Here is an 18745-nt window from a genome sequence, read left to right as displayed (position 1 = left end):
TCCGGGGGCCGCAAGGCCGCCTTCCACCCTAATCGAGCTTTCAGTCGAGGGCGCGGGCGAGTTCGGCGAGGTGCGCGCGCGTCAGGCGCACCCCGACACCCTGCACGAGATCACTCACCTGATCGGCATCCTGCGCGTTCACGATGGGTGCCACGACCGAGCTCTGCGCGAGCAGCCAGGCGATCGCGATCGCCGCGTTCGACACGCCGAGCTCAGCGCCGATGCCGTCCATCGCCCGCAGCACACGGGTGCCGCGCCGGTTGAGGTTGGAGGCGAGCTGCGCGGCGCGCACGCTCAGCACGATGCGCTGGCGCTGCCTCTGCGCACCCGAGAGGAAGCCGTGCTCGAGCGGATGAGACGGGGTCAGCGCGATCTGCTGCGCACCGACGACGAGCCTCATGTCGCCTTCGAACTCGCTGCGCCTCACCAGGTTGTACGGCACGTCGGCCACCGTGAGACGCGGATAGCCCGCGGACGCGTAGATACGCGCCTCGACGAGAGCCTCGGGCCGCAGGCCGTACGCCCCCACCGCGCGCACCTTGCCCGCGCCGACGAGCCAGTCGACCGTGGCGAGCACCTCTTCGAGCGGAGTCGAATCGCGCGTCGCATCGAGGTAGAGCACGTCGATCACATCGATGCGCAGACGGGTGAGCGTCGCCTCGACGCCCCGCACGAGTGCCACCGGCCCGAGACCCGGGTGGTCTTCGTGCGCGCCCACTCTCGCGGTCACGACCACGCTCTCGCGCAGGCCCCGGGACTCGATCCAGCTGCCGACGATGTGCTCGCTGCGTCCGGCGCCGTAGCTGTCGGAGGTGTGCACCGCATTTCCGCCGAGCTCGACGTAGCGATCGAGCGCCTGGTGAGCGGTCGGCAGGTCGGTTGTCCACCCGAAGTCGCCGCCGCCGAGGATCAGCGGGAAGACGGAGAACCCTGATTCCCCGAGCGGAATACGAAGCCCGGCCCCCACGGCCGGACCCTGCACGGGGATCGGCGCCGACGGGTGCGGCGTCTCGGGCGCACGCGAGCGACCGAGGAGTCGGTCGTCCCAGGCCATGCGCAGCCCCCTTCTCGCGCCGGCGACGCGGTCGCCCCCCGCGCGTGATTCGAGGCTAGGGCACACCGGAGTACCCGAGGCGCTCCCACGCGTCCGAGGAGTGAACGCGCCATAACGCTTTGATCACGCCTCTTCCGGCCTGAAACGGCGACTGCCCGCCCGGAGAATCCGGGCGGGCAGTCGTCAGGGACGGTGATCAGTCCTCGACGGGAGCCTCTTCGGCATCCGCCGCGGCCTGGTCGTCGAGCACCGGCTCGAGCGACAGCTTGCCGCGGTCATCCACCTTCGTGATGCGCACGAGCAGCTTCTGACCGACCGAGAGGACGTCCTCGACGTTCTCGACACGCTTCCCACCGGCGAGCTTGCGCACCTCGCTGACGTGCAGCAGGCCGTCCTTGCCGGGAAGGAGCGAGATGAACGCACCGAAGGTCGCGATCTTCACGACCGTGCCCAGGAACTGCTCGCCGACCTCCGGGTTGTGAGGGTTGGCGATCGCGTTGACCTGCGCACGCGCGGCCTCGGCCGACGCGCCGTCGACAGCACCGATGTAGACGGTGCCGTCCTCCTCGATGGAGATGTCGGCGCCGGTCTCGTCCTGGATCGCGTTGATCGTCTTGCCCTTGGGGCCGATGAGCTCGCCGATCTTGTCGACCGGGATCTGCACGCTGATCACGCGCGGAGCGGTCGGCGCCATCTCATCCGGACCGTCGATCGCAGCCGTCAGCACCTCGAGGATGCGCAGACGCGCGTCCTTCGCCTGGGTGAGGGCGCCCGCGAGGACCTCCGACGGGATGCCGTCGAGCTTCGTGTCGAGCTGGATCGCCGTGACGAACTCACTCGTGCCCGCGACCTTGAAGTCCATGTCGCCGAGCGCGTCCTCCGCGCCCAGGATGTCGGTCAGCGCCGCGTAGCGGGTGTGACCGTCGACCTCGTCGGAGACGAGACCCATCGCGATGCCCGCGACCGGAGCGCGCAGCGGCACACCGGCGTTCAGCAGCGACAGGGTCGAGGCGCACACGGAGCCCATCGACGTCGAGCCGTTCGATCCGAGGGCCTCGGAGACCTGACGGATCGCGTACGGGAACTCCTCGCGGGTCGGCAGCACCGGCACGAGCGCGCGCTCGGCGAGGAAGCCGTGCCCGATCTCGCGACGCTTCGGGCTGCCCACGCGGCCGGTCTCACCGGTCGAGTAGGGCGGGAAGTTGTAGTGGTGCATGTAGCGCTTGCTCGTCGTGGGCGACAGCGAGTCGATCTGCTGCTCCATCTTGAGCATGTTCAGCGTCGTGACACCCAGGATCTGAGTCTCACCGCGCTGGAAGATCGCGGAGCCGTGCACACGCGGGATGACCTCGACCTCGGCGTCCAGCGGACGGATGTCGGCGAGGCCGCGACCGTCGATGCGCACACCCTCGGAGAGGATGCGGCCGCGCACGATCTTCTTCGTGACCGACTTATAGGCGGCACCCACCTCGGCGAGGGCCGCGACCGGGAGCTCGCCCGCCTCGACGGCGGCGGCGACATCCGCCTTCACACGGTCCTTGATCGCGTCGTCGGCGTTCTGGCGCTCGATCTTGTCGGCGATCTGGTAGACGCCCTTGAGCTCGTCGTAGGAGCGGGCCGCGACGAAGTCGTAGACCTCGGGCGAGTAGGGCAGGAACACCGGGTAGGGCTGGATCTCCTTCGCGGCCGTGTTCGCCAGGGCGGTCTGGGCCGCGACGAGCTCGGTGATGAAGGGCTTGGCGGCCTCGAGGCCCTGCGCGACGATCTCCTCGCTGGGCTTGGTGGCGCCGGCCTTGATGAGGTTCCAGCTGTGCTCGGTGGCCTCGGCCTCGACCATCATGATCGCGACGTCGCCGTCGGGAAGCACACGGCCGGCGACGACGAGGTCGAAGACGGCGTCTTCGAGGAGCTTGGCGGTCGGGAACGCGACCCACTGGTCGGCGTGCTCGCCGTGACCCGGGATGAGCGCGAGGCGGACACCGGCGATCGGGCCCGAGAACGGCAGGCCGGAGATCTGGGTGGAGGCCGACGCGGCGTTGATCGCGAGGGCGTCGTAGAACTCACCCGGGGCGATCGAGAGCACGGTGATGACGATCTGCACCTCGTTGCGCAGGCCGTCGACGAACGACGGGCGCAGCGGGCGGTCGATGAGACGGCAGACGAGGATCGCCTCGGTCGAGGGGCGGCCCTCGCGGCGGAAGAACGAGCCGGGGATCTTGCCGGCGGCGTACGAGCGCTCCTCGACGTCGACGGTCAGCGGGAAGAAGTCGAAGCCTTCACGCGGCTGCTTGCTGGCGCTGGTGGCCGACAGCAGCATCGTCTCCTCGTCGAGGTAGGCGGCGACCGAACCCTGCGCCTGCTGGGCGAGGCGTCCGGTCTCGAAGCGGATGGTGCGGGTGCCGAAGCGGCCGTTGTCGAGGACGGCTTCGGTCGCGGTGATTTCAGGACCTTCCAAGAGGTCTCTCCTTCTTTGTTTATCCTCGCGGGCGCGTGTCGCCGGCGAGGGCATGCGAAGGAGCAGGAACAGGCAGTTATGAGCGCGGGCAGTGTGATGCCTAACGCCTGCGCTGGCCACCAGTAGAAGATCACCCGCCGCCGGGGCCGCAGCATCCGGATCGAGGAACCCACCACAGGGGACCAGCTTCCTGCCGGCCTGCTCCTGTGCTCGCGTGTGCGAGCAGGTGTTCAGTTGTGAGGATGCCGCAGAGGCATCCGCGCCGATCTTACCAGTCCGGCCCGTCTGAGCGGGGGTGCGGATAGGGACACCCGCACCCCCGCTGCCGTTCAGCGCACGCCCGCGGGGATGCGCTCGGGCGCAGGCTCGGCCACCGGGGTGGCACCTGCCGGGCCGTGGTCGTCGCCGACGCCGCCCGAGAACGGCAGCTCGCCGCGCAGCACTCGGCGCATCCGGTCGGCGTCGATCTGCTTGGTCCAGGTGCCGATGAGCACCGTCGCGACGGCGTTGCCGGTGAAGTTCGTGACCGCCCGCCCCTCGGACATGAACCGGTCGATGCCGACGATGACGCCGACGCCGCCGACGAGGTCCGGGCGGAACGCCTGAAGTCCGCCCGCGAGGGTTGCGAGACCGGCGCCGGTGACGCCCGCCGCACCCTTGGACGCGATGATCATGAACACCAGCAGGCTGATCTGCTCACCGATCGACATCGGCGTGCCCATGCCCGTCGCGATGAACAGCGACGCCATCGTGAGGTAGATCGCCGTGCCGTCCAGATTGAACGAGTACCCGGTCGGCACCGTGATGCCGACGACCGGCTTAGAGACGCCGAGGTGCTCCATCTTGGCGATCAGCCGCGGCAGCGCCGACTCGCTCGAGGAGGTGCCGACGATCAACAGGTACTCGCTGCCGAGGTAGCGGATCAGCGAGAACACGTTGACGCGGGCGACGACGGCGAGCAGGGAGCCGAGCACGACCGCGATGAACAGGAAGCACGTGACGTAGAACGCCACGAGCACCACGCCGAGGCTCAGGATCGCCTGCACGCCGGTCTTGCCGACCACCGCCGCGATGGCACCGAACGCGCCCACCGGGGCGAGCCACAGGATCATTCCCAGCACCCGGAACACGAGCGCCTGCAGGTTCTTTACGAAGTCCATGATGGGCTTGCCCCGCTCCCCCATGCCCTGCAGCGCGAAGCCGACGAGCAGCGCGAGGAACAGCACCTGCAGGACGCTGCCGCCGGTGAACGCCGAGAAGAAGGTGGTCGGGATGATGCCGAGGATGAAGTCCTGCGTGCTCGTGCCCTCGGTGCTCGGCGCCGCATAGGTCGCGCCCTTGATGTTCAGGCCCTCGCCCGGGTGGATGAGGTTGCCGACGACGAGGCCGATCGCGAGTGCGAACGTCGACATCGCGAGGAAGTAGACGAGGGCGAGACCGCCGATCTTGCCGACCGTCGCGGCCTTCGCGATCGAGCCGACCCCGACCACGATCGTGCAGAAGATGATCGGCGCGATCATCATCTTGATGAGGCTCACGAAGCCGGTGCCGATCGGCTCGAGCGCCCGGGCGAACCCGGGGGCGGCGAGCCCGAGGATCGCGCCCAGCACGACGGCGGCGATGACCGCTACGTAGAGCCAGGTGTGCTTGTCGAGGCGCCGCAGCCGCGGAGGCGGAGCGGGGAGGGCGATGCCGGTGGTGCGGGGAATGCGAGCCATGAGGGCCTCCAGGGTCGAAACGTCGTCGTCTCACCCACGCGAGCCGCGCGGGGTGTGCCCAGCGTCGGCCGGGGGGCGCGGCATCCGGAACTTATGGTCGTAGTGAACGCGCCCCCACCCGGCGCTGATCGGGGAGGATCGGACCGTGGCGATTCGACGACGAGCGCGCAGCGCGGCATCCGTGGTGTTCGTCGCGCTCGTGATCGCGGTCATCGTGGTCACCGCCGCTCTCGCGGCGGTGCTGCTGTGGACGACGCAGCAGTCGGTGACCGCCGAGTCGGAGCGCGTCACCCGCACCCTGGCACTCGCGCTGGCCGACACGCCCGCGGTGCAGAACGCGCTCGCCGACGACACCCGCACGGCCGCGACGGCGGTGCTGCAGCCGGTCGCCGCACGGGTCATGACGGATGCCCGCATCGACTTCATCACGATCATGGAGCCCGACGGCACCCGCGTCACCCATCGCGACGTGTCGGTGATCGGCGAGACCTACATCGGCACGATCCCGCAGCCGCCGGCGACCTTCACCGAGGAGTACACCGGCACGCTCGGCCCGTCGCTGCGCACCATCACGCCCGTGTACGACGACGGACGGCTGGTGGGGTGGGTGTCGGTCGGGGTCACGACCGGCAGCATCGGCGCACTCTTCCTCGAGCGGCTCCCCGTCGTCGCGATCGCCGCGATCGTGGCCGTCGCCGCCGGCTTCGCCGTCGCGCTCGTCGTGCGCCGGGTGACTCGACGCGTGACCGGCGACCTGTCGGCCCGGGGCGTGCGCGAGACCCTCTCCTCGTACGAGTCGATGCGCACGCTCGGCGAGGCCCTGCGTGCGCAGACCCACGAGCACGGCAACCGCATGCACACCGCCGCCTCCCTGGTGGAGCTCGGCCGCATCGACGAGGCGATCGCGCTCCTGACCGAGGCGTCGCGGCAGTCGCAGGCGCTCGTCGACGTCGCCGCAGGCACGTCCGGCGACCCGGCGGTGGGAGCGCTGCTGCTGGGCAAGGCGTCCCAGGCGGCGGAGCGGGGCATCCGCTGGGAGACCCACATCGATGCGGAGGCTCCCGGCGGCCTCCTGCCGCCGATGGAGATGGTGTCGCTGGTCGGCAACCTCGTCGACAATGCGCTGGATGCCGCGGCTGCGGGCCCCACACCCCGATGGGTGTCGACGCGGCTGAGCCCCGACGTATCGGGTACGGGTCTCATCATCGAGGTCGCCGACAGCGGGGCCGGGGTGCCGGCGGAACTGCGCGAGCGCATCTTCCAGCGCGGGTTCTCGACGAAGGCCGCGAGCGCGGGCGGACGCGGGGTCGGCCTGGCGCTTGTCGGCGCCCTCGTGCGCGACGCGGGCGGCACGGTCGAGATCGGCACGACGCCGAGCCGGTTCACCGTGACGCTGCCGGGCGGAGGCGCCGCGTGATCGGCGTGATGATCGTCGACGACGAGGCGCTCACCCTCGAGCTGCACCGGTCGTACGTCGAACGACTGCCCGGTTTCGAGGTCGTCGCCGAGTGCACGTCAGCGCGCGCAGCCCACCGAGCGCTGGTCGAGCAGCCGCCGCCGGGCGGAATCGACCTGGTCCTGCTGGACGTCACCATGCCCGACGGCACCGGCGTGGACGTGCTGCGCCAGGCTCGCGCCGCCGGCGTCGACGTGGACGTCGTTGCGGTCACGAGCGTGCGCGACGCCGAGGTCGTGCGGCAGATGGTCGCTCTCGGTGCGGTGCAGTACCTGGTGAAGCCGTTCACCTTCGCGGCGTTCCGCGAACGGGTCGAGCCGTTCCGGGACTATCGCGAGCGGGTCGCGTCGGCGACGGGCGCGGCCACCCAGAGCGAGATCGACGGCGTGCTCGGCGCGTCGCGGCCGCGGGTCGCGGCATCCCTTCCGAAGGGGCTCGCCGAGACCTCGCTGCGGCGGGTCATCGATGCGGTGCGCGAACACGGGCCGCTCTCGGCCGCCGAGGCCGGCGAACTGCTCGGGATGTCGCGGGTGTCGGCGCGCCGCTACCTCGAGCACCTGGCCGGGGAAGGGCGCATCGAGCGCGCCGCCCGGTACGGCAGCCCGGGTCGTCCCGAGTCGGAGTACCGCTGGGTGCGGTGAGGCGCACGAGGTGGCGGGGTCCCGTCGAGCCGGTTAGCGTCGGTCACATGGTGGGATCGATCGGGCACATCGCTCACCGCGCCGGCGCGGTCGCGGTGGCCGCGGTGCTCGGGCTCGTGGTGGGAATCTCCGCACCGACCGCGGCCGACGGCGCGGAGAACGATCCCACGTGGGCGCAGGTGCAGGCGGCCAAGTCATCGGTGGCCGCGACGCAGGCCGAGATCGCCACGATCCAGCAGATCCTCGCGAGCGCGCAGCAGGAGGCGGCGGCGACCTCGACCGCGGCGATGACCGCCACGGCAGCCGCCGACGCGGCCGCCGCCGAGCTCGCGACTGCGACCGCGCGCGCCGACGACCTGGCGGCGCAGAGCGCGACAGCGGATGCCGCGGCCCGCCGCGCCACCACTGCGGCCGCGACACTCGCAGCCACCCTCTACCGCACGCAGACCGACGGCCCGGTGCTCGCGCGGCTGCTCACGAGCGCCGACCCGACCGACCTGCTCTCCCGACTCTCTCTGCTCGATCGCCTCGGCGCGACCTGGCAGGTCGTGCTCGGCGAGGCGACCCGCACGGCCGGCCTTGCATCGACGCTGCGCACGCAGGCGGATGCCGCGCAGGCAGCTCGCGCGCAGGCGGCCGATGCGGCGACGGCCACCGCGCAGGCCGCGCAGGCCGCGGCGGCGGCGGATGCGGCATCCGTCAGCCGCACCCTCGCACGGCAGGCGACGCTCATCGCCCAGCTCGCCTCGCTGAAGAACACGTCGGCCGCACTCGAGCAGCAGTACCTGCTCGCGCAGCAGGTCGCGGCGCAACCGCCGCAGACGGCACCGAGCGGCGGGTCTGGGTCGGGGTCGAGCGGGGCGGGGTCCGGGTCGGGCGGGTCAGGGTCAACCGGCGGGGCGGGATCAGGCGGGTCGGGTTCCGGGTCGTCCGGCGGCACCGACTACGGTGTCGTCGTCGATCCGGCCGGCGCGCAGGCCTACGCCCGGGGCGCGATAGGGGCGTACGGCTGGGGATCCGACCAGTTCTCGTGCCTCGTGTCGCTGTGGAATCGCGAATCGGGCTGGCGGGCGAACGCCCTGAACCCCTCGAGCGGGGCGTATGGCATCCCGCAGGCGCTGCCGGGCTCGAAGATGGCCACCGCCGGAGCCGACTGGCGCACCAACGGCAACACGCAGATCAATTGGGGCCTCGCCTACATCAGCGCGCGCTACGGCTCCCCCTGCGGTGCGTGGGCGCACTCGCAGGCGACCGGCTGGTACTGAGCCTCAGACGCGGCCTCGCACGCCGTCACCGCCGACCGGAAGGTCGACGTAGTCGTCGTGCTTGGCCGACAACCCGTCCCCCGCGGTGCGCCCATGCAGGCGGCGCCAGATCCACGGCAGCGCGTGCCGGCGCAGCCAGCCGTGCGGATCCGGGGCGTCGTCGTCGGCGTGAAGGGCGGCATCGAGCCCGCCGAGCGCCTCGGCATCGGGCACCCCCAGCGCTTCCGCCGCCCGGTACGCGAGGAAGCGGTGGCCGCGGGAGCGCATGTGCACCTTGTCGTCGGCCCACATGTCGAGGTCGCCGAGCGCCGGATGCGCCTCGGTGTCGAGCAGCATCGACCCGGTGTCGCGAGCGATGCGCCGCAGCTCCGAGGCGTAGACGGCGAACCGTCGCGCGAACAGCCGCGCCGCGCGGCGCCGCGGAAGGAAGGGAGTGACCAGCAGCACGTCGACGCCGGCGTCCCGCAGGCGACGCACCTGCGCCTCGAGGCGGGCGGCGAGCGCGAGCGGGTCGGCGCCGTGCCCGACGAGGTCGTTGGCCCCCATGAGGATCGACACGAGGTCCGGGCGCAGGCCGAGAGCTCGGGTGACCTGATCGGTCTCGAGGTCGCGCACGCGGCGGCTGCGCACCGCGAGGTTTGCGAACCGGAACGGCGCGGCGCCCGCCGATCCGTGCGCGAGCAGCATCGCGAGCCGGTCGGCCCAGCCCCGGTACATTCCGGCCGGCATACGGGAGGTGTCGCACAGGCCCTCGGTGATCGAGTCGCCGAGGGCGACGTAGCGGTGCCACGCGATCGGATGCGGCGCGGGGGCCGTGCGTGCGACGGTCTCCGGGCGGATCGCGGCGCGCACGAAGAGCGCGTCATCGATGCGTCGCATGTCCCGAGCCTCGTCGTAGTGCTGCACGAGCCGGCCGACGAGCGCGCTCCATGTGCGCTCCCTCACGCCTTCGCGCGCCGCCCGGGAGAACGCGCGGCGTTTTGCGTCGTCGCCGACGAGATCCTCGACCCGGGCGCGCAGGTCGCCCAGGTCTCCCGGCCGATAGAGCCAGCCGTCGAGGCTCGAGTGCACGAGGTCCACCGGGCCGCCGCGCCCGGTCGCGACGACCGGCACCCCGCTCGCGAGCGCCTCCTGGATGGTCTGACCGAAGGTCTCACTCTCCCCCGGGTGGACGAAGACGTCGAAGCTCGCGACCGCGCGGGCGAGATCGTCGCCACCCAGGTGGCCGAGGAACATCGCGCGCGGCAGCTCGCGTTCGAGCTGCGCCCGCGAGGGCCCGTCGCCGACGATGACGAGCCGGGTGCCGGGGATGTCGGCGACGGCCCGCAGGTCCTCCACCTGCTTCTCGGGCGCGAGACGCCCGACGTAGCCGATGAGCTGCTCGCCGGGGGCCGTGCGCGCGCGCCACAGATCGCTGCGCCGCTCGGGCGCGAATCGCTCGGCGTCGACGCCGCGCCCCCACATCCGCACCCGGTCGACGCCCAGCTCGTTCAGCTGTGCGATCGAGGCGGTCGAGGGCGCGAGAGTCGAGGTCGCGCGACGGTGCAGGCGTGTGACGTGGCCTTCGACGAGGGCGGTCGCCTTCGGCAGGCCGTATTTCCGGGCGTAGGCGACGACGTCGGTCTGGTAGATCGCGACCGACGGCAGGTGCAGACCGTCGGCGGCGACGAGCGCCTGCCAGCCCAGCACGAAGGGCGATGCGAGGTGAACGACGTCCGGCTGGAAGTCGCGGAGGATCCCGGCGATGCGGGCGGCCCGCGCGAACACGAGACGCACCTGCGGATAGGAGGGCATCGGCACCGATCGCAGCAGCTCGGTGCGGGCGGCATCGACGGCGCCGATCGTGTCGGGCGCCTTCGGGGCGATGACGAGGGTCTCGTGCCCGGCCTCGCCCAGGTGCCGCAGCACGTGGAGCACAGAGCCGGTGACCCCGTTCATGTGGGGGAGGAAGGATTCAGCGACCAGCGCGACTCTCACGACACCAGGGTGGGGTGCCTACGACACGCGGATGCCCCGAATCGGCCGCGATCGCCGAGTGTTCACCCAGGTTCCCACCGCCGGTCACCGAGGGTTCCCCGACGTGTCGACTCCCGCCTGGGATCGTGGGCATCCGATGGTCGACGACTGGCTGACCGGGCTCGCCGAGAGCCCGTGGGCGCTCCCCCTGCTGGCCGCGCTCGTGTTCGGCGACGCCTTCCTGGTGGTCCTCCCCGGGGAGACCGCGGTGACGGCGTTCGGCGCGCTGGCGGTGGCCACGGGGCATCCGTTCATCGTCGCGGTGATCCTGGTCGCGGCTGTCGCCGCATTCGCCGGCGACACGTGCTGCTACCTGATCGGGCGCACGGTCGGGCTAGAGCGATGGCGATGGATGCAGCGGCCGAAGATCCGCGCGGCGTTCGATTGGGCGCGGGCCCGACTGCACCGACGCGCGGGGGCCGTGGTGTTCACCGCCCGGTTCATCCCGTTCGCCCGCCTCGCCGTGAATCTCGTCGCCGGGGCGTCCCACGTGCCCGCCGCTCGCTATCTCGGCGTGACGGGAACGGCCGCCCTCGGCTGGGCGGCCTATCAGGCGCTCATCGGGGCGGCCGCAGCGGTGCTGCTGCCGGGCGGCCCGATCGTCGCCGTGCTCGTCTCGATCGTGGTCGCGCTGGCGATCGGGTTCGTCGTCGATGCTGCGCTCGCGCGGCGCGGGGTCGTGCCGACCGCGCCCGCAGACACGCCACCGGCCGACCCACTAGGGTGAGCGCCATGCCTCGCCAATACGTCGACGTCGTCGAGCACATCGACGCCCCCGCCGAAGCCGTCTTCGACCGCATCAACGAGCTCGGCCGTTTCAACGACTGGAACCCGTTCCCCACGATGGACCCGACCACCGTGACCAGCAACGAGGGCCCCACGAGCGGAGTCGGCTCGGTGTTCCTCTACGAGGGAAAGCGCCTCGGCAAGGGACGCATGGAGATTACCGGCACCGAGCGTCCGTCGCGACTCAACGTCGCGATGACCTTCTGGACGCCCAAGCCCTCGACCTCCGACGTGGTGTTCTCCATCACTCCGGCGGCCGCCGGAGGTGTCGATGTGCACTGGATCGTGTCGGGTGAGGTGAACGTGCGCACCTGGATCATGGGAAAGCTGTTCCTCGACAAGATGCTCGCGAACACGTTCCTCACCGGCCTCGGCACGCTCAAGACGCTCGTCGAGTCAGAGATCGCCTGACCCGCGGGGGTCACTCCCCCGCGAGGCCCCCGAGCAGGTGGCCGAACGAGCGGCCCTCGCCGAGGTACGACGACGGGTCGAACGGGTCGGATGCCGCCTTCTCGGCGTGCAGTGCGATGGCCTCCGCCAGTTCGGCGGCGCCCTTCTCGATGCGCGACGCGAGCGGCGCGACCTGGTCGCCCGCGCCACCCCAGTCGGACGACGCCGCGAACACCCCCGTCGACACCGGCTGGGCGTGCAGGTAGGCGAACACGGGCCGGATCGCGTAGTCGATCGCGAGCGAGTGCCGTGCGGTGCCCGCGTTCGCGCCGATGAGCACCGGGGTGCCGGTGAGGGCGTCGGGGTCGAGCACGTCGATGAACGACTTGAACAGTCCCGAGTAGCTCGTCGAGAAGATCGGGGTGACGACGATGAGCGCGTCCGCCGAGACCACGGTGTTGATCATCGTCTCGAGCGGCGCCGGCGCGAAGCCGGTCAGCAGGTTGTTCGTGATGTCGTGGGCGTAGTCGCGCAGTTCGAACGTGTCGACGGATGCCTCGATCCCCCGCTCCGACAGCTGGCGCACTGTCGCGGCGGCGAGGCGGTCGGCGAGCATGCGCGTCGACGACGGGTTCGACAATCCCGCGGTGACGACCGCGATGCGGCGGGCGGTCATCTCAGGCCCCCGTCCGGGTCGCGGCGGCGCCGAAGGCGGCGCCGGCGCGCTCCTTGGTGTCCTCATAGGGCGAACCGTGGGTGAGGTTGTCGCCGCGGTTCGCGCGCGGACGCGCCTCGCGCGGAGCGGCGCCGTCGTAGGCCGCGGCGACGAGCGACGCGTGGGTCGGGGCATCCGGGACGGTCTCGGGACGGTTGGTCTGGAACTCCTTGCGCAGCACGGGAACCACCTCGGAGCCCAGCAGGTCGAGCTGCTCGAGCACGGTCTTCAGCGGCAGGCCGGCGTGGTCGATGAGGAACAGCTGTCGCTGGTAGTCGCCGAACAGGTCGCGCATGCCGGCGTAGCGGTCGATGACCTGCTGCGGCGACCCGACCGTGAGGGGGGTCATCTCGGTGAAGTCCTCCATCGACGGGCCGTGGCCGTAGACGGGGGCGTTGTCGAAGTACGGGCGGAACTCGCTCACGGCGTCCTGTGACTTCGGGCGCATGAACACCTGACCGCCGAGTCCGACGATCGCCTGCTCGGCGGTGCCGTGGCCGTAGTGGGCGAAGCGCTCGCGGTACAGCGTGATGAGCCGCTGGAAGTGCGAGGCGGGCCAGAAGATGTTGTTTGCGAAGAACCCGTCGCCGTAATAGGCGGCCTGCTCGGCGACCTCGGGGGTGCGGATCGAGCCGTGCCAGACGAACGGCGCGACGCCGTCGAGCGGACGCGGGGTCGAGGTGAAGCCCTGCAGGGGGCTGCGGAACTTCCCCTCCCAGTCGACGACGTCCTCGCGCCACAGCTTGTGCAGCAGCGCGTAGTTCTCGATCGCGAGCGGCAGGCCCTGGCGGATGTCCTTGCCGAACCAGGGGTAGACCGGGCCGGTGTTGCCGCGCCCGAGCATGAGGTCGACGCGGCCGCCGGAGACGTGCTGCAGCATCGCGTAGTCCTCGGCGATCTTCACCGGGTCGTTCGTGGTGATGAGCGTCGTCGCGGTGGAGAGGATGAGCCGCTCGGTCTGGGCGGCGATGTAGGCGAGGGTCGTGGTGGGCGAGGACGACCAGAACGGCGGGTTGTGGTGCTCGCCGAGCGCGAAGACGTCGAGCCCGACCTCTTCCGCGTGCTTCGCGATCGTGAGGGTCGCGCGGATGCGCTCGGCCTCGCTCGGGGTCGTGCCCGTGGTCGGATCCTGCGTGATGTCGCTCACGGTGAAGATGCCGAACTGCACGGCGGGGGTGGGTGCGCTGTTCTCGCTCATGGTGTCCCGCTTTCGTCTACGTACTCACGATTGTATGCACGTGAATGTAATTTGTGAAACACCTCGCGTCCACGGTTATTCCCGCGGGGTCTGATCGGTCTCGCCGTACAGGCCCAGCAGATCGCGCACCAGCTGATGCGGCGTCGTCTCGCACGGGCTGTGCCCGGTGTCGTAGACCGCGATGGATGCCCCGATCCGCGCCGCGTACTCCCGATACTGCGCTTCCGGCCACAGGTCGTGACGGCCTGTCGCCACGAGCTTCGGCAACGGCAGGGCGGCGACAGCCTCCGCGACATCCGGCATCCGCTTCATGAGCCCCACGATGTCGTCGACGCTCGCCCGACGCGTCTGCGCGAAGCGCTCTCGCACGAAGGCGATGCGCTCCGGCGGCACCCGGTTGAGGTTGTTGCGGATGCCCCACAGCATGAGCGACGCACCCGCGTGCGGCGAGGTCGCCCCCGAGAACCGTCCGATGCGCTTCACCCCGCGGAACACCTGGCCGACGTCGGGCGGCGAGGTGAGCAGCGCGAGCGACGCGAACAGCTCGGGCTGCGCGACCAGCAGCACCTGTGCCACAAGACCCCCGAAACTGTAGCCCAGCACATGCGCGGGCGCGCGTCCGGCATCGAGCACAGCCCGCAGGTCGGCGTAGAACAGGTCGTAGTCGTAATGCGCGCGCGGCGGGTCGAGGTTCTCCGGACCCGCGCCACCCGACTCGAACTGGCCGGCGAGATCGTACGACTCCACGCGATAGCCCGCCGCGAGCAGCGACGGGATCATCAGCAGGAAGTCCTCCTTCGAGCCTGTCGCCCCGGGCACGAGGAGCACCCGCGGGGCATCCTCAGCGCCGGCGACGATGCGTGCAAGGCGACCGCTCGGCGCATCGAGGTCGGCGCGCACCACACCCGGCGGGAGGGCGGCCCAGTCGACGGCGCCGATCGCGGCATCCAGCTCTGCGGCGTCGCCGAGTGTCGTCATGCGGCCCCTCCCCTTCGGAGCGAAGGCTATCGCCCGGCCTGCGCGCCCCCGCGCAAGCGCTCCGGTCACGGGGTGCAACAAACGAGCTGTGCGGCCTGTTCCGACATAGCCTCGACGCATGACCGATCTCTCGCTTCCCGTGCTCGACTTCTCTCTGCTGCGCCAGGGCGAGGCTGAGGCCGCTGAATTCCGCGCGCAACTTCGGGCCGCGACGCACGACGTCGGATTCTTCTACCTCACCGGCACGGGCATCGCTCCCGCCGAGGAAGCGCGGCTGCTGCGGGTCGCCAAGGAGCTCTTCGCCCTGCCCGAGGCCGAGAAGCTGGCGATCGAGAACCTCAACTCGCCGCAGTTCCGCGGCTACACCCGCGTCGGGGGCGAGCGCACGCAGGGGAAGGTCGACTGGCGCGAACAGATCGATATCGGGCCCGAGCGCGAACCGATCACGGATGCCGACGCGCCCGACTATGCGCGACTGATCGGACCGAACCTGTGGCCCGAGAACCTGCCCGAGCTCAAGGAGGTCGTGCTCGACTGGCACGAGCGCCTCAGCGACGTGGCGCGGACGCTGCTGCGGGCATGGGCACTGGCCCTCGGCGCAGAGGAGTCGTACTTCGACCAGCACTTCGGTGAGCCCTCCACCTTGATCAAGATCGTGCGGTACCCCGGCAAGGAGGACCCGACGCCTCAGCAGGGAGTCGGCGCCCACAAGGACTCCGGCGTGCTGACGTTGCTGTGGGTCGAGCCCGGCAAGGGCGGGCTGCAGGTCGAGCGCGACGGCGCATGGGTGGACGCCCCGCCGGTCGAGGGCGCGTTCGTGGTCAACATCGGCGAATTGCTCGAATATGCGACGCAGGGCTACCTGAAGGCGACCAACCACCGTGTGATCTCGCCCCGGTACCCCGACGAGCGCATCTCGGTTCCGTTCTTCTTCAACCCGACCCTCGACGCTCAGCTGCCGATCATCGACCTGCCGGCGGAGCTCGCCGCCCAGGCGCGAGGCGTAACCGACGACCCCACGAACCCCATCTTCGCGACCTACGGCGAGAACGCCCTCAAGTCGCGCCTTCGCGCACATCCGGACGTGGCCGAACGCTGGCACGCCGACCTCGTCGCCGCACGCGCCGCACGAGTCTGACACCTGACGACGATCGGCCCGCCCCTTCCGGGGGCGGGCCGATCGTCGTCACACCCGCCGTGCGCTGCGAGCGACGAAGGGCGAGGCGCGGGGAACGAGCAGAGGCCCGCCCCACACCGTGGGACGGGCCTCAGAAGACGATGTACGCCGGGTGACTCAGCGGCGAAGGCCGAGACGCTCGATCAGCGAGCGATAACGCGCGATGTCGATGTCCTGGAGGTAGCCGAGCAGACGACGGCGCTGACCGACGAGCAGGAACAGACCACGACGCGAGTGGTGGTCGTGCTTGTGCTCCTTGAGGTGCTCGGTGAGGTCCTTGATGCGCTGCGTCAGCAGAGCGACCTGCACCTCGGGGGATCCGGTGTCACCGGGGTGCGTCGCGTACTCTTCGATGATCGCCTTCTTGACGTCCTGTTCCAGTGCCATAGAGCGATCCCCTTTCTCCTCGTTGCGCGGTGCCCGTCACCGAATGTGCGAGCTCTCTTTCTCCGCGGCCGATCGAACGGCAACCGGAACAGCTTACCAGCGCCGGGCGGCCACCGCGACCGCGGCAGCGGGCCGCGACATCCGGCACGACTAGGCTCGACGCGTGCGTTCGTCTTCATCCCCCTCGACCCGATCGTGAACGCCCGCCGCAGCGCATTCATCGACATCCGCCCTCTCACCACGGTGCCCGCCTTCGCGCGGCTCTGGGTGGGAGCGACCCTGTCGGGCCTCGGCGGCCAGCTGACGATCGTCGCCGTCATGCTGCAGGTCTACGACTTCACCGGCGACACCTTCGCGGTGTCGATGATCGCGGTGGCCGGGCTCATCCCGATGGTGCTCGCCGGCCTCTACGGCGGCATGCTCGCCGACGCGTTCGACCGGCGCGCAGTCGCCCTCATCGCGGCATCCGTCACGTTCGTGTCGACAGCCCTCATCGCCGCACTCGCGTGGACGCAGGTCGAGAGTCTCTGGTCGCTGTACCTCCTGAGTGTCGTGAACTCCGCCGCCAACTCGATCGTCATGACCACACGGTCGGCCATCACGCCGCGCCTGCTGCCCCGCGACCTCCTCCCGGCGGCCGCCGCACTGCAGGGCGTGACCGTCGGCATCATGGTGATGGCAGGTCCCGCGCTCGCGGGCGTGCTGGTGGCGACCGTCGGGTACGCCTGGACGTACTCGGTCGACGTGCTGCTCATGTCGTCGCTGTTCCTCGGCCTGTGGACCCTGCCGCGCCTGCGCCCCGAGGGCACGATCGCGCGACCCGGCCTCGAGTCGTTGCGCGACGGGCTCGGATTCCTCCGGAAGGCCGGGAACATCCGGCTGCAGTACATCCTCGACATCACCGCGATGACGTTCGGACAGCCGACCGCCCTCTTCCCCGCCGTGGGCGCCGTGCTGCTCGGAGGTGGCGCGATCACGACGGGCGTGCTCACCGCCGCCGTCGCGCTCGGCGCCCTGCTGTCGAGCCTGCTGTCGGGACCGATCGCACGCTATCGGCACCACGGCCTCGGGATCGAGCGGTCGATCATCGTCTACGGCGCAAGCATCCTCGCCTTCGGCGCGGTGCTCGCCGCCGCGGCCCTCGGCGCGTTCGCGCCTGAGACGGTCGGCCCGAACACCCCGAACGTCGTGCTGATCGCCGCGGGCGCCGCGGTGCTCGCCGTCTCCGGAGCCGCCGACAACGTCAGCGCGATCTACCGTTCCACCATGATGCAGTCGGCCGTGCCCGACGCGATGCGCGGACGCCTGCAGGGCATCTTCACCGTCGTGGTGGCCGGCGGACCCCGTATCGGTGCCCTCTACGCCGGCACGCTCGCGACCTTCACCGCACTGTGGTTCCCGCCGCTGCTCGGCGGATTCCTCATCATCGGGATCGTCGCCGTGCTCGTGCGCCTGTCGCCCGGCTTCCGCGCGTACGACGCCGCGCACCCCGTGCCCTGATCGACGCGATCCCGCCGTTCTCCGGCGGATATCCGACGTCGCAGTGGCACGGGATGTGCAGCGTCCGCACCCCCGCGTAGTGTGCCGGGGGTGGCCACCACCGCTCCCCCCACCCGGGCCCCCACCCGCGCCGCGTCGACGACCGTGCAGTTCGTCCTCACCGGCATCGTCTGGGGCGCCAGCTTCCTGTTCATGAAGGTCGGACTCACCGGCCTGTCGCCGGTGCAGATCGTGTGGAGCCGTCTCGTACTCGGTGCACTCGCCCTCGCCGCCATCGTGCTGTGGCGCCGAGAGCGGCTGCCGGCATTCGGACGCGTGTGGGGGCACATGCTCATGCTCGCTGTGACCTTCTGCGTCGCCCCCTACCTGCTGTTCGCGTGGGCCGAGCAGCACGTCAGCAGCGGGCTCGGCAGCATCTACAACGCGACGACGCCGATCATGACCGCGATCATGGCGGGGCTCCTGTTCCGCGTAGAGCGTCTCAAGCCCGTGCAGCTGGTCGGCATCGGGGTCGGCATCCTCGGCGTGGTCGTCATCATCGGCCCCTGGCAGGGGCTCGACCTCGGCCATGACATCGTCGCGCAGCTCGCACTGCTCGGTGCGACCGCCTGCTACGGATTCAGCCTCGCGTACATGCGCCGCTTCGTCGCGAACACCGGCATGTCCGCGCTCGTGTTCTCGCTGCTCAACATCGGGCTCGGAGCGGTCATCATGCTGCTCCTCACCCCGGTCGTCGCGCTCACCCCGATCACCCTCGACGTGGGGGTCGTCGGCAGCATGCTGCTGCTCGGGTTCCTCGGCACGGGCGTCGCCTACGTCTGGAACCAGAACACCGTGCGCGCCTGGGGCCCGACCCGCTCATCGACCGTCACCTACATCACGCCCGTCGTCGGCGTCGTGCTCGGCGTCATCGTGCTCGGCGAGGGCGTCTCGTGGCAGGAGCCCGTCGGGGCACTCATCGTCTTCCTCGGCATCCTGCTCGCCCAGAACCGGCTGCGCCTGCGGCGTT

The 18745-nt window shown here is 70.7% G+C and carries 16 protein-coding genes; 8 read left to right on the top strand and 8 right to left on the bottom strand.

Features of this window, described 5'->3' with window-relative positions; genetic code table 11:
• Nucleotides 1–40: 40 nt before the first annotated feature.
• The 3 genes from ABT08_RS00835 to ABT08_RS00825 all read right to left on the bottom strand — a co-directional run bounded on the left by ABT08_RS00835 (nucleotide 41) and on the right by ABT08_RS00825 (nucleotide 5227).
• The gene (locus ABT08_RS00835; protein WP_045247588.1) at nucleotides 41–1054 is read right to left on the bottom strand and encodes an aldo/keto reductase; all 1014 of its coding nucleotides are present in this window, start codon (nucleotides 1052–1054) and stop codon (nucleotides 41–43) included.
• A 196-nt stretch (nucleotides 1055–1250) separates the two neighbouring features.
• Nucleotides 1251–3509, bottom strand: coding sequence for a polyribonucleotide nucleotidyltransferase (locus tag ABT08_RS00830; protein WP_056209409.1), 2259 nt, complete (start codon nucleotides 3507–3509; stop codon nucleotides 1251–1253).
• Nucleotides 3510–3838: 329 nt separating this feature from the next.
• Nucleotides 3839–5227: a cation:dicarboxylate symporter family transporter gene (locus ABT08_RS00825; RefSeq protein WP_288113705.1), complete on the bottom strand. Its 1389-nt coding sequence runs from the start codon at nucleotides 5225–5227 to the stop codon at nucleotides 3839–3841.
• A gap of 145 nt (nucleotides 5228–5372) precedes the next feature.
• On the opposite strand from ABT08_RS00825, the gene ABT08_RS00820 reads away from it, so the two are divergent.
• Genes ABT08_RS00820 through ABT08_RS00810 form a run of 3 tightly spaced genes read left to right on the top strand, consistent with a single transcriptional unit; the run spans nucleotide 5373 to nucleotide 8589 of the window.
• The gene (locus ABT08_RS00820; RefSeq protein WP_288113703.1) at nucleotides 5373–6644 is read left to right on the top strand and encodes a sensor histidine kinase; all 1272 of its coding nucleotides are present in this window, start codon (nucleotides 5373–5375) and stop codon (nucleotides 6642–6644) included.
• Entirely contained in the window at nucleotides 6641–7324 is a 684-nt protein-coding gene (locus ABT08_RS00815; RefSeq protein WP_056519509.1) for a response regulator, read from the top strand. The genes ABT08_RS00820 and ABT08_RS00815 overlap by 4 nt, the downstream gene beginning before the upstream one ends.
• A 47-nt stretch (nucleotides 7325–7371) precedes the next feature.
• A complete protein-coding gene (locus ABT08_RS00810; RefSeq protein WP_056519512.1) occupies nucleotides 7372–8589 on the top strand; it encodes an aggregation-promoting factor C-terminal-like domain-containing protein in 1218 nt (405 codons plus the stop codon).
• Between the two features lie 3 nt (nucleotides 8590–8592).
• Here the strand turns inward: ABT08_RS00810 and ABT08_RS00805 are convergent, their stop codons facing one another.
• Complete coding sequence (locus ABT08_RS00805) at nucleotides 8593–10566, bottom strand: GDSL-type esterase/lipase family protein (RefSeq protein ID WP_056209414.1); 1974 nt, start codon at nucleotides 10564–10566, stop codon at nucleotides 8593–8595.
• 31 nt (nucleotides 10567–10597) lie between these two features.
• Here ABT08_RS00805 and ABT08_RS00800 point away from each other — a divergent pair, with 31 nt between their 5' ends.
• Together ABT08_RS00800 and ABT08_RS00795 are read left to right on the top strand one after the other, a co-directional pair.
• Nucleotides 10598–11332: a DedA family protein gene (locus ABT08_RS00800; RefSeq protein ID WP_288113701.1), complete on the top strand. Its 735-nt coding sequence runs from the start codon at nucleotides 10598–10600 to the stop codon at nucleotides 11330–11332.
• Between the two features lie 5 nt (nucleotides 11333–11337).
• Nucleotides 11338–11802 carry an SRPBCC family protein gene (locus ABT08_RS00795; RefSeq protein WP_288113700.1) on the top strand — a complete coding sequence of 155 codons (465 nt, stop codon included), beginning with the start codon at nucleotides 11338–11340 and terminating at the stop codon, nucleotides 11800–11802.
• A 10-nt stretch (nucleotides 11803–11812) separates the two neighbouring features.
• On the opposite strand, the gene ABT08_RS00790 is transcribed toward ABT08_RS00795, so the two are convergent.
• The 3 genes from ABT08_RS00790 to ABT08_RS00780 form a co-directional block, all read right to left on the bottom strand.
• Nucleotides 11813–12457: a CE1759 family FMN reductase gene (locus tag ABT08_RS00790; protein WP_056209416.1), complete on the bottom strand. Its 645-nt coding sequence runs from the start codon at nucleotides 12455–12457 to the stop codon at nucleotides 11813–11815.
• Between the two features lies 1 nt (nucleotide 12458).
• Entirely contained in the window at nucleotides 12459–13694 is a 1236-nt protein-coding gene (locus ABT08_RS00785) for an LLM class flavin-dependent oxidoreductase (RefSeq protein WP_045245800.1), read from the bottom strand.
• A 75-nt stretch (nucleotides 13695–13769) separates the two neighbouring features.
• Nucleotides 13770–14672 carry an alpha/beta fold hydrolase gene (locus ABT08_RS00780; protein ID WP_288113698.1) on the bottom strand — a complete coding sequence of 301 codons (903 nt, stop codon included), beginning with the start codon at nucleotides 14670–14672 and terminating at the stop codon, nucleotides 13770–13772.
• Between the two features lie 118 nt (nucleotides 14673–14790).
• Here ABT08_RS00780 and ABT08_RS00775 point away from each other — a divergent pair, with 118 nt between their 5' ends.
• Entirely contained in the window at nucleotides 14791–15810 is a 1020-nt protein-coding gene (locus ABT08_RS00775; protein WP_045245802.1) for an isopenicillin N synthase family dioxygenase, read from the top strand.
• Between the two features lie 156 nt (nucleotides 15811–15966).
• Here ABT08_RS00775 and rpsO read toward each other — a convergent pair whose 3' ends face one another.
• On the bottom strand, nucleotides 15967–16236 hold the full coding sequence (rpsO, locus tag ABT08_RS00770) for a 30S ribosomal protein S15 (protein ID WP_045245804.1): 270 nt from the start codon (nucleotides 16234–16236) through the stop codon (nucleotides 15967–15969).
• A 195-nt stretch (nucleotides 16237–16431) separates the two neighbouring features.
• Here rpsO and ABT08_RS00765 point away from each other — a divergent pair, with 195 nt between their 5' ends.
• Together ABT08_RS00765 and ABT08_RS00760 are read left to right on the top strand one after the other, a co-directional pair.
• Nucleotides 16432–17736: an MFS transporter gene (locus ABT08_RS00765; RefSeq protein WP_056209419.1), complete on the top strand. Its 1305-nt coding sequence runs from the start codon at nucleotides 16432–16434 to the stop codon at nucleotides 17734–17736.
• Nucleotides 17737–17817: 81 nt separating this feature from the next.
• A partial coding sequence (locus ABT08_RS00760; protein WP_288113696.1) for a DMT family transporter occupies nucleotides 17818–18745 on the top strand: 928 nt, incomplete at its 3' end.

Source organism: Microbacterium sp. SCN 71-21, assembly GCF_001725695.1.
Classification (GTDB): domain Bacteria; phylum Actinomycetota; class Actinomycetes; order Actinomycetales; family Microbacteriaceae; genus Microbacterium; species Microbacterium ginsengisoli.
This window is presented reverse-complemented; position numbering and strand designations above follow the sequence as displayed.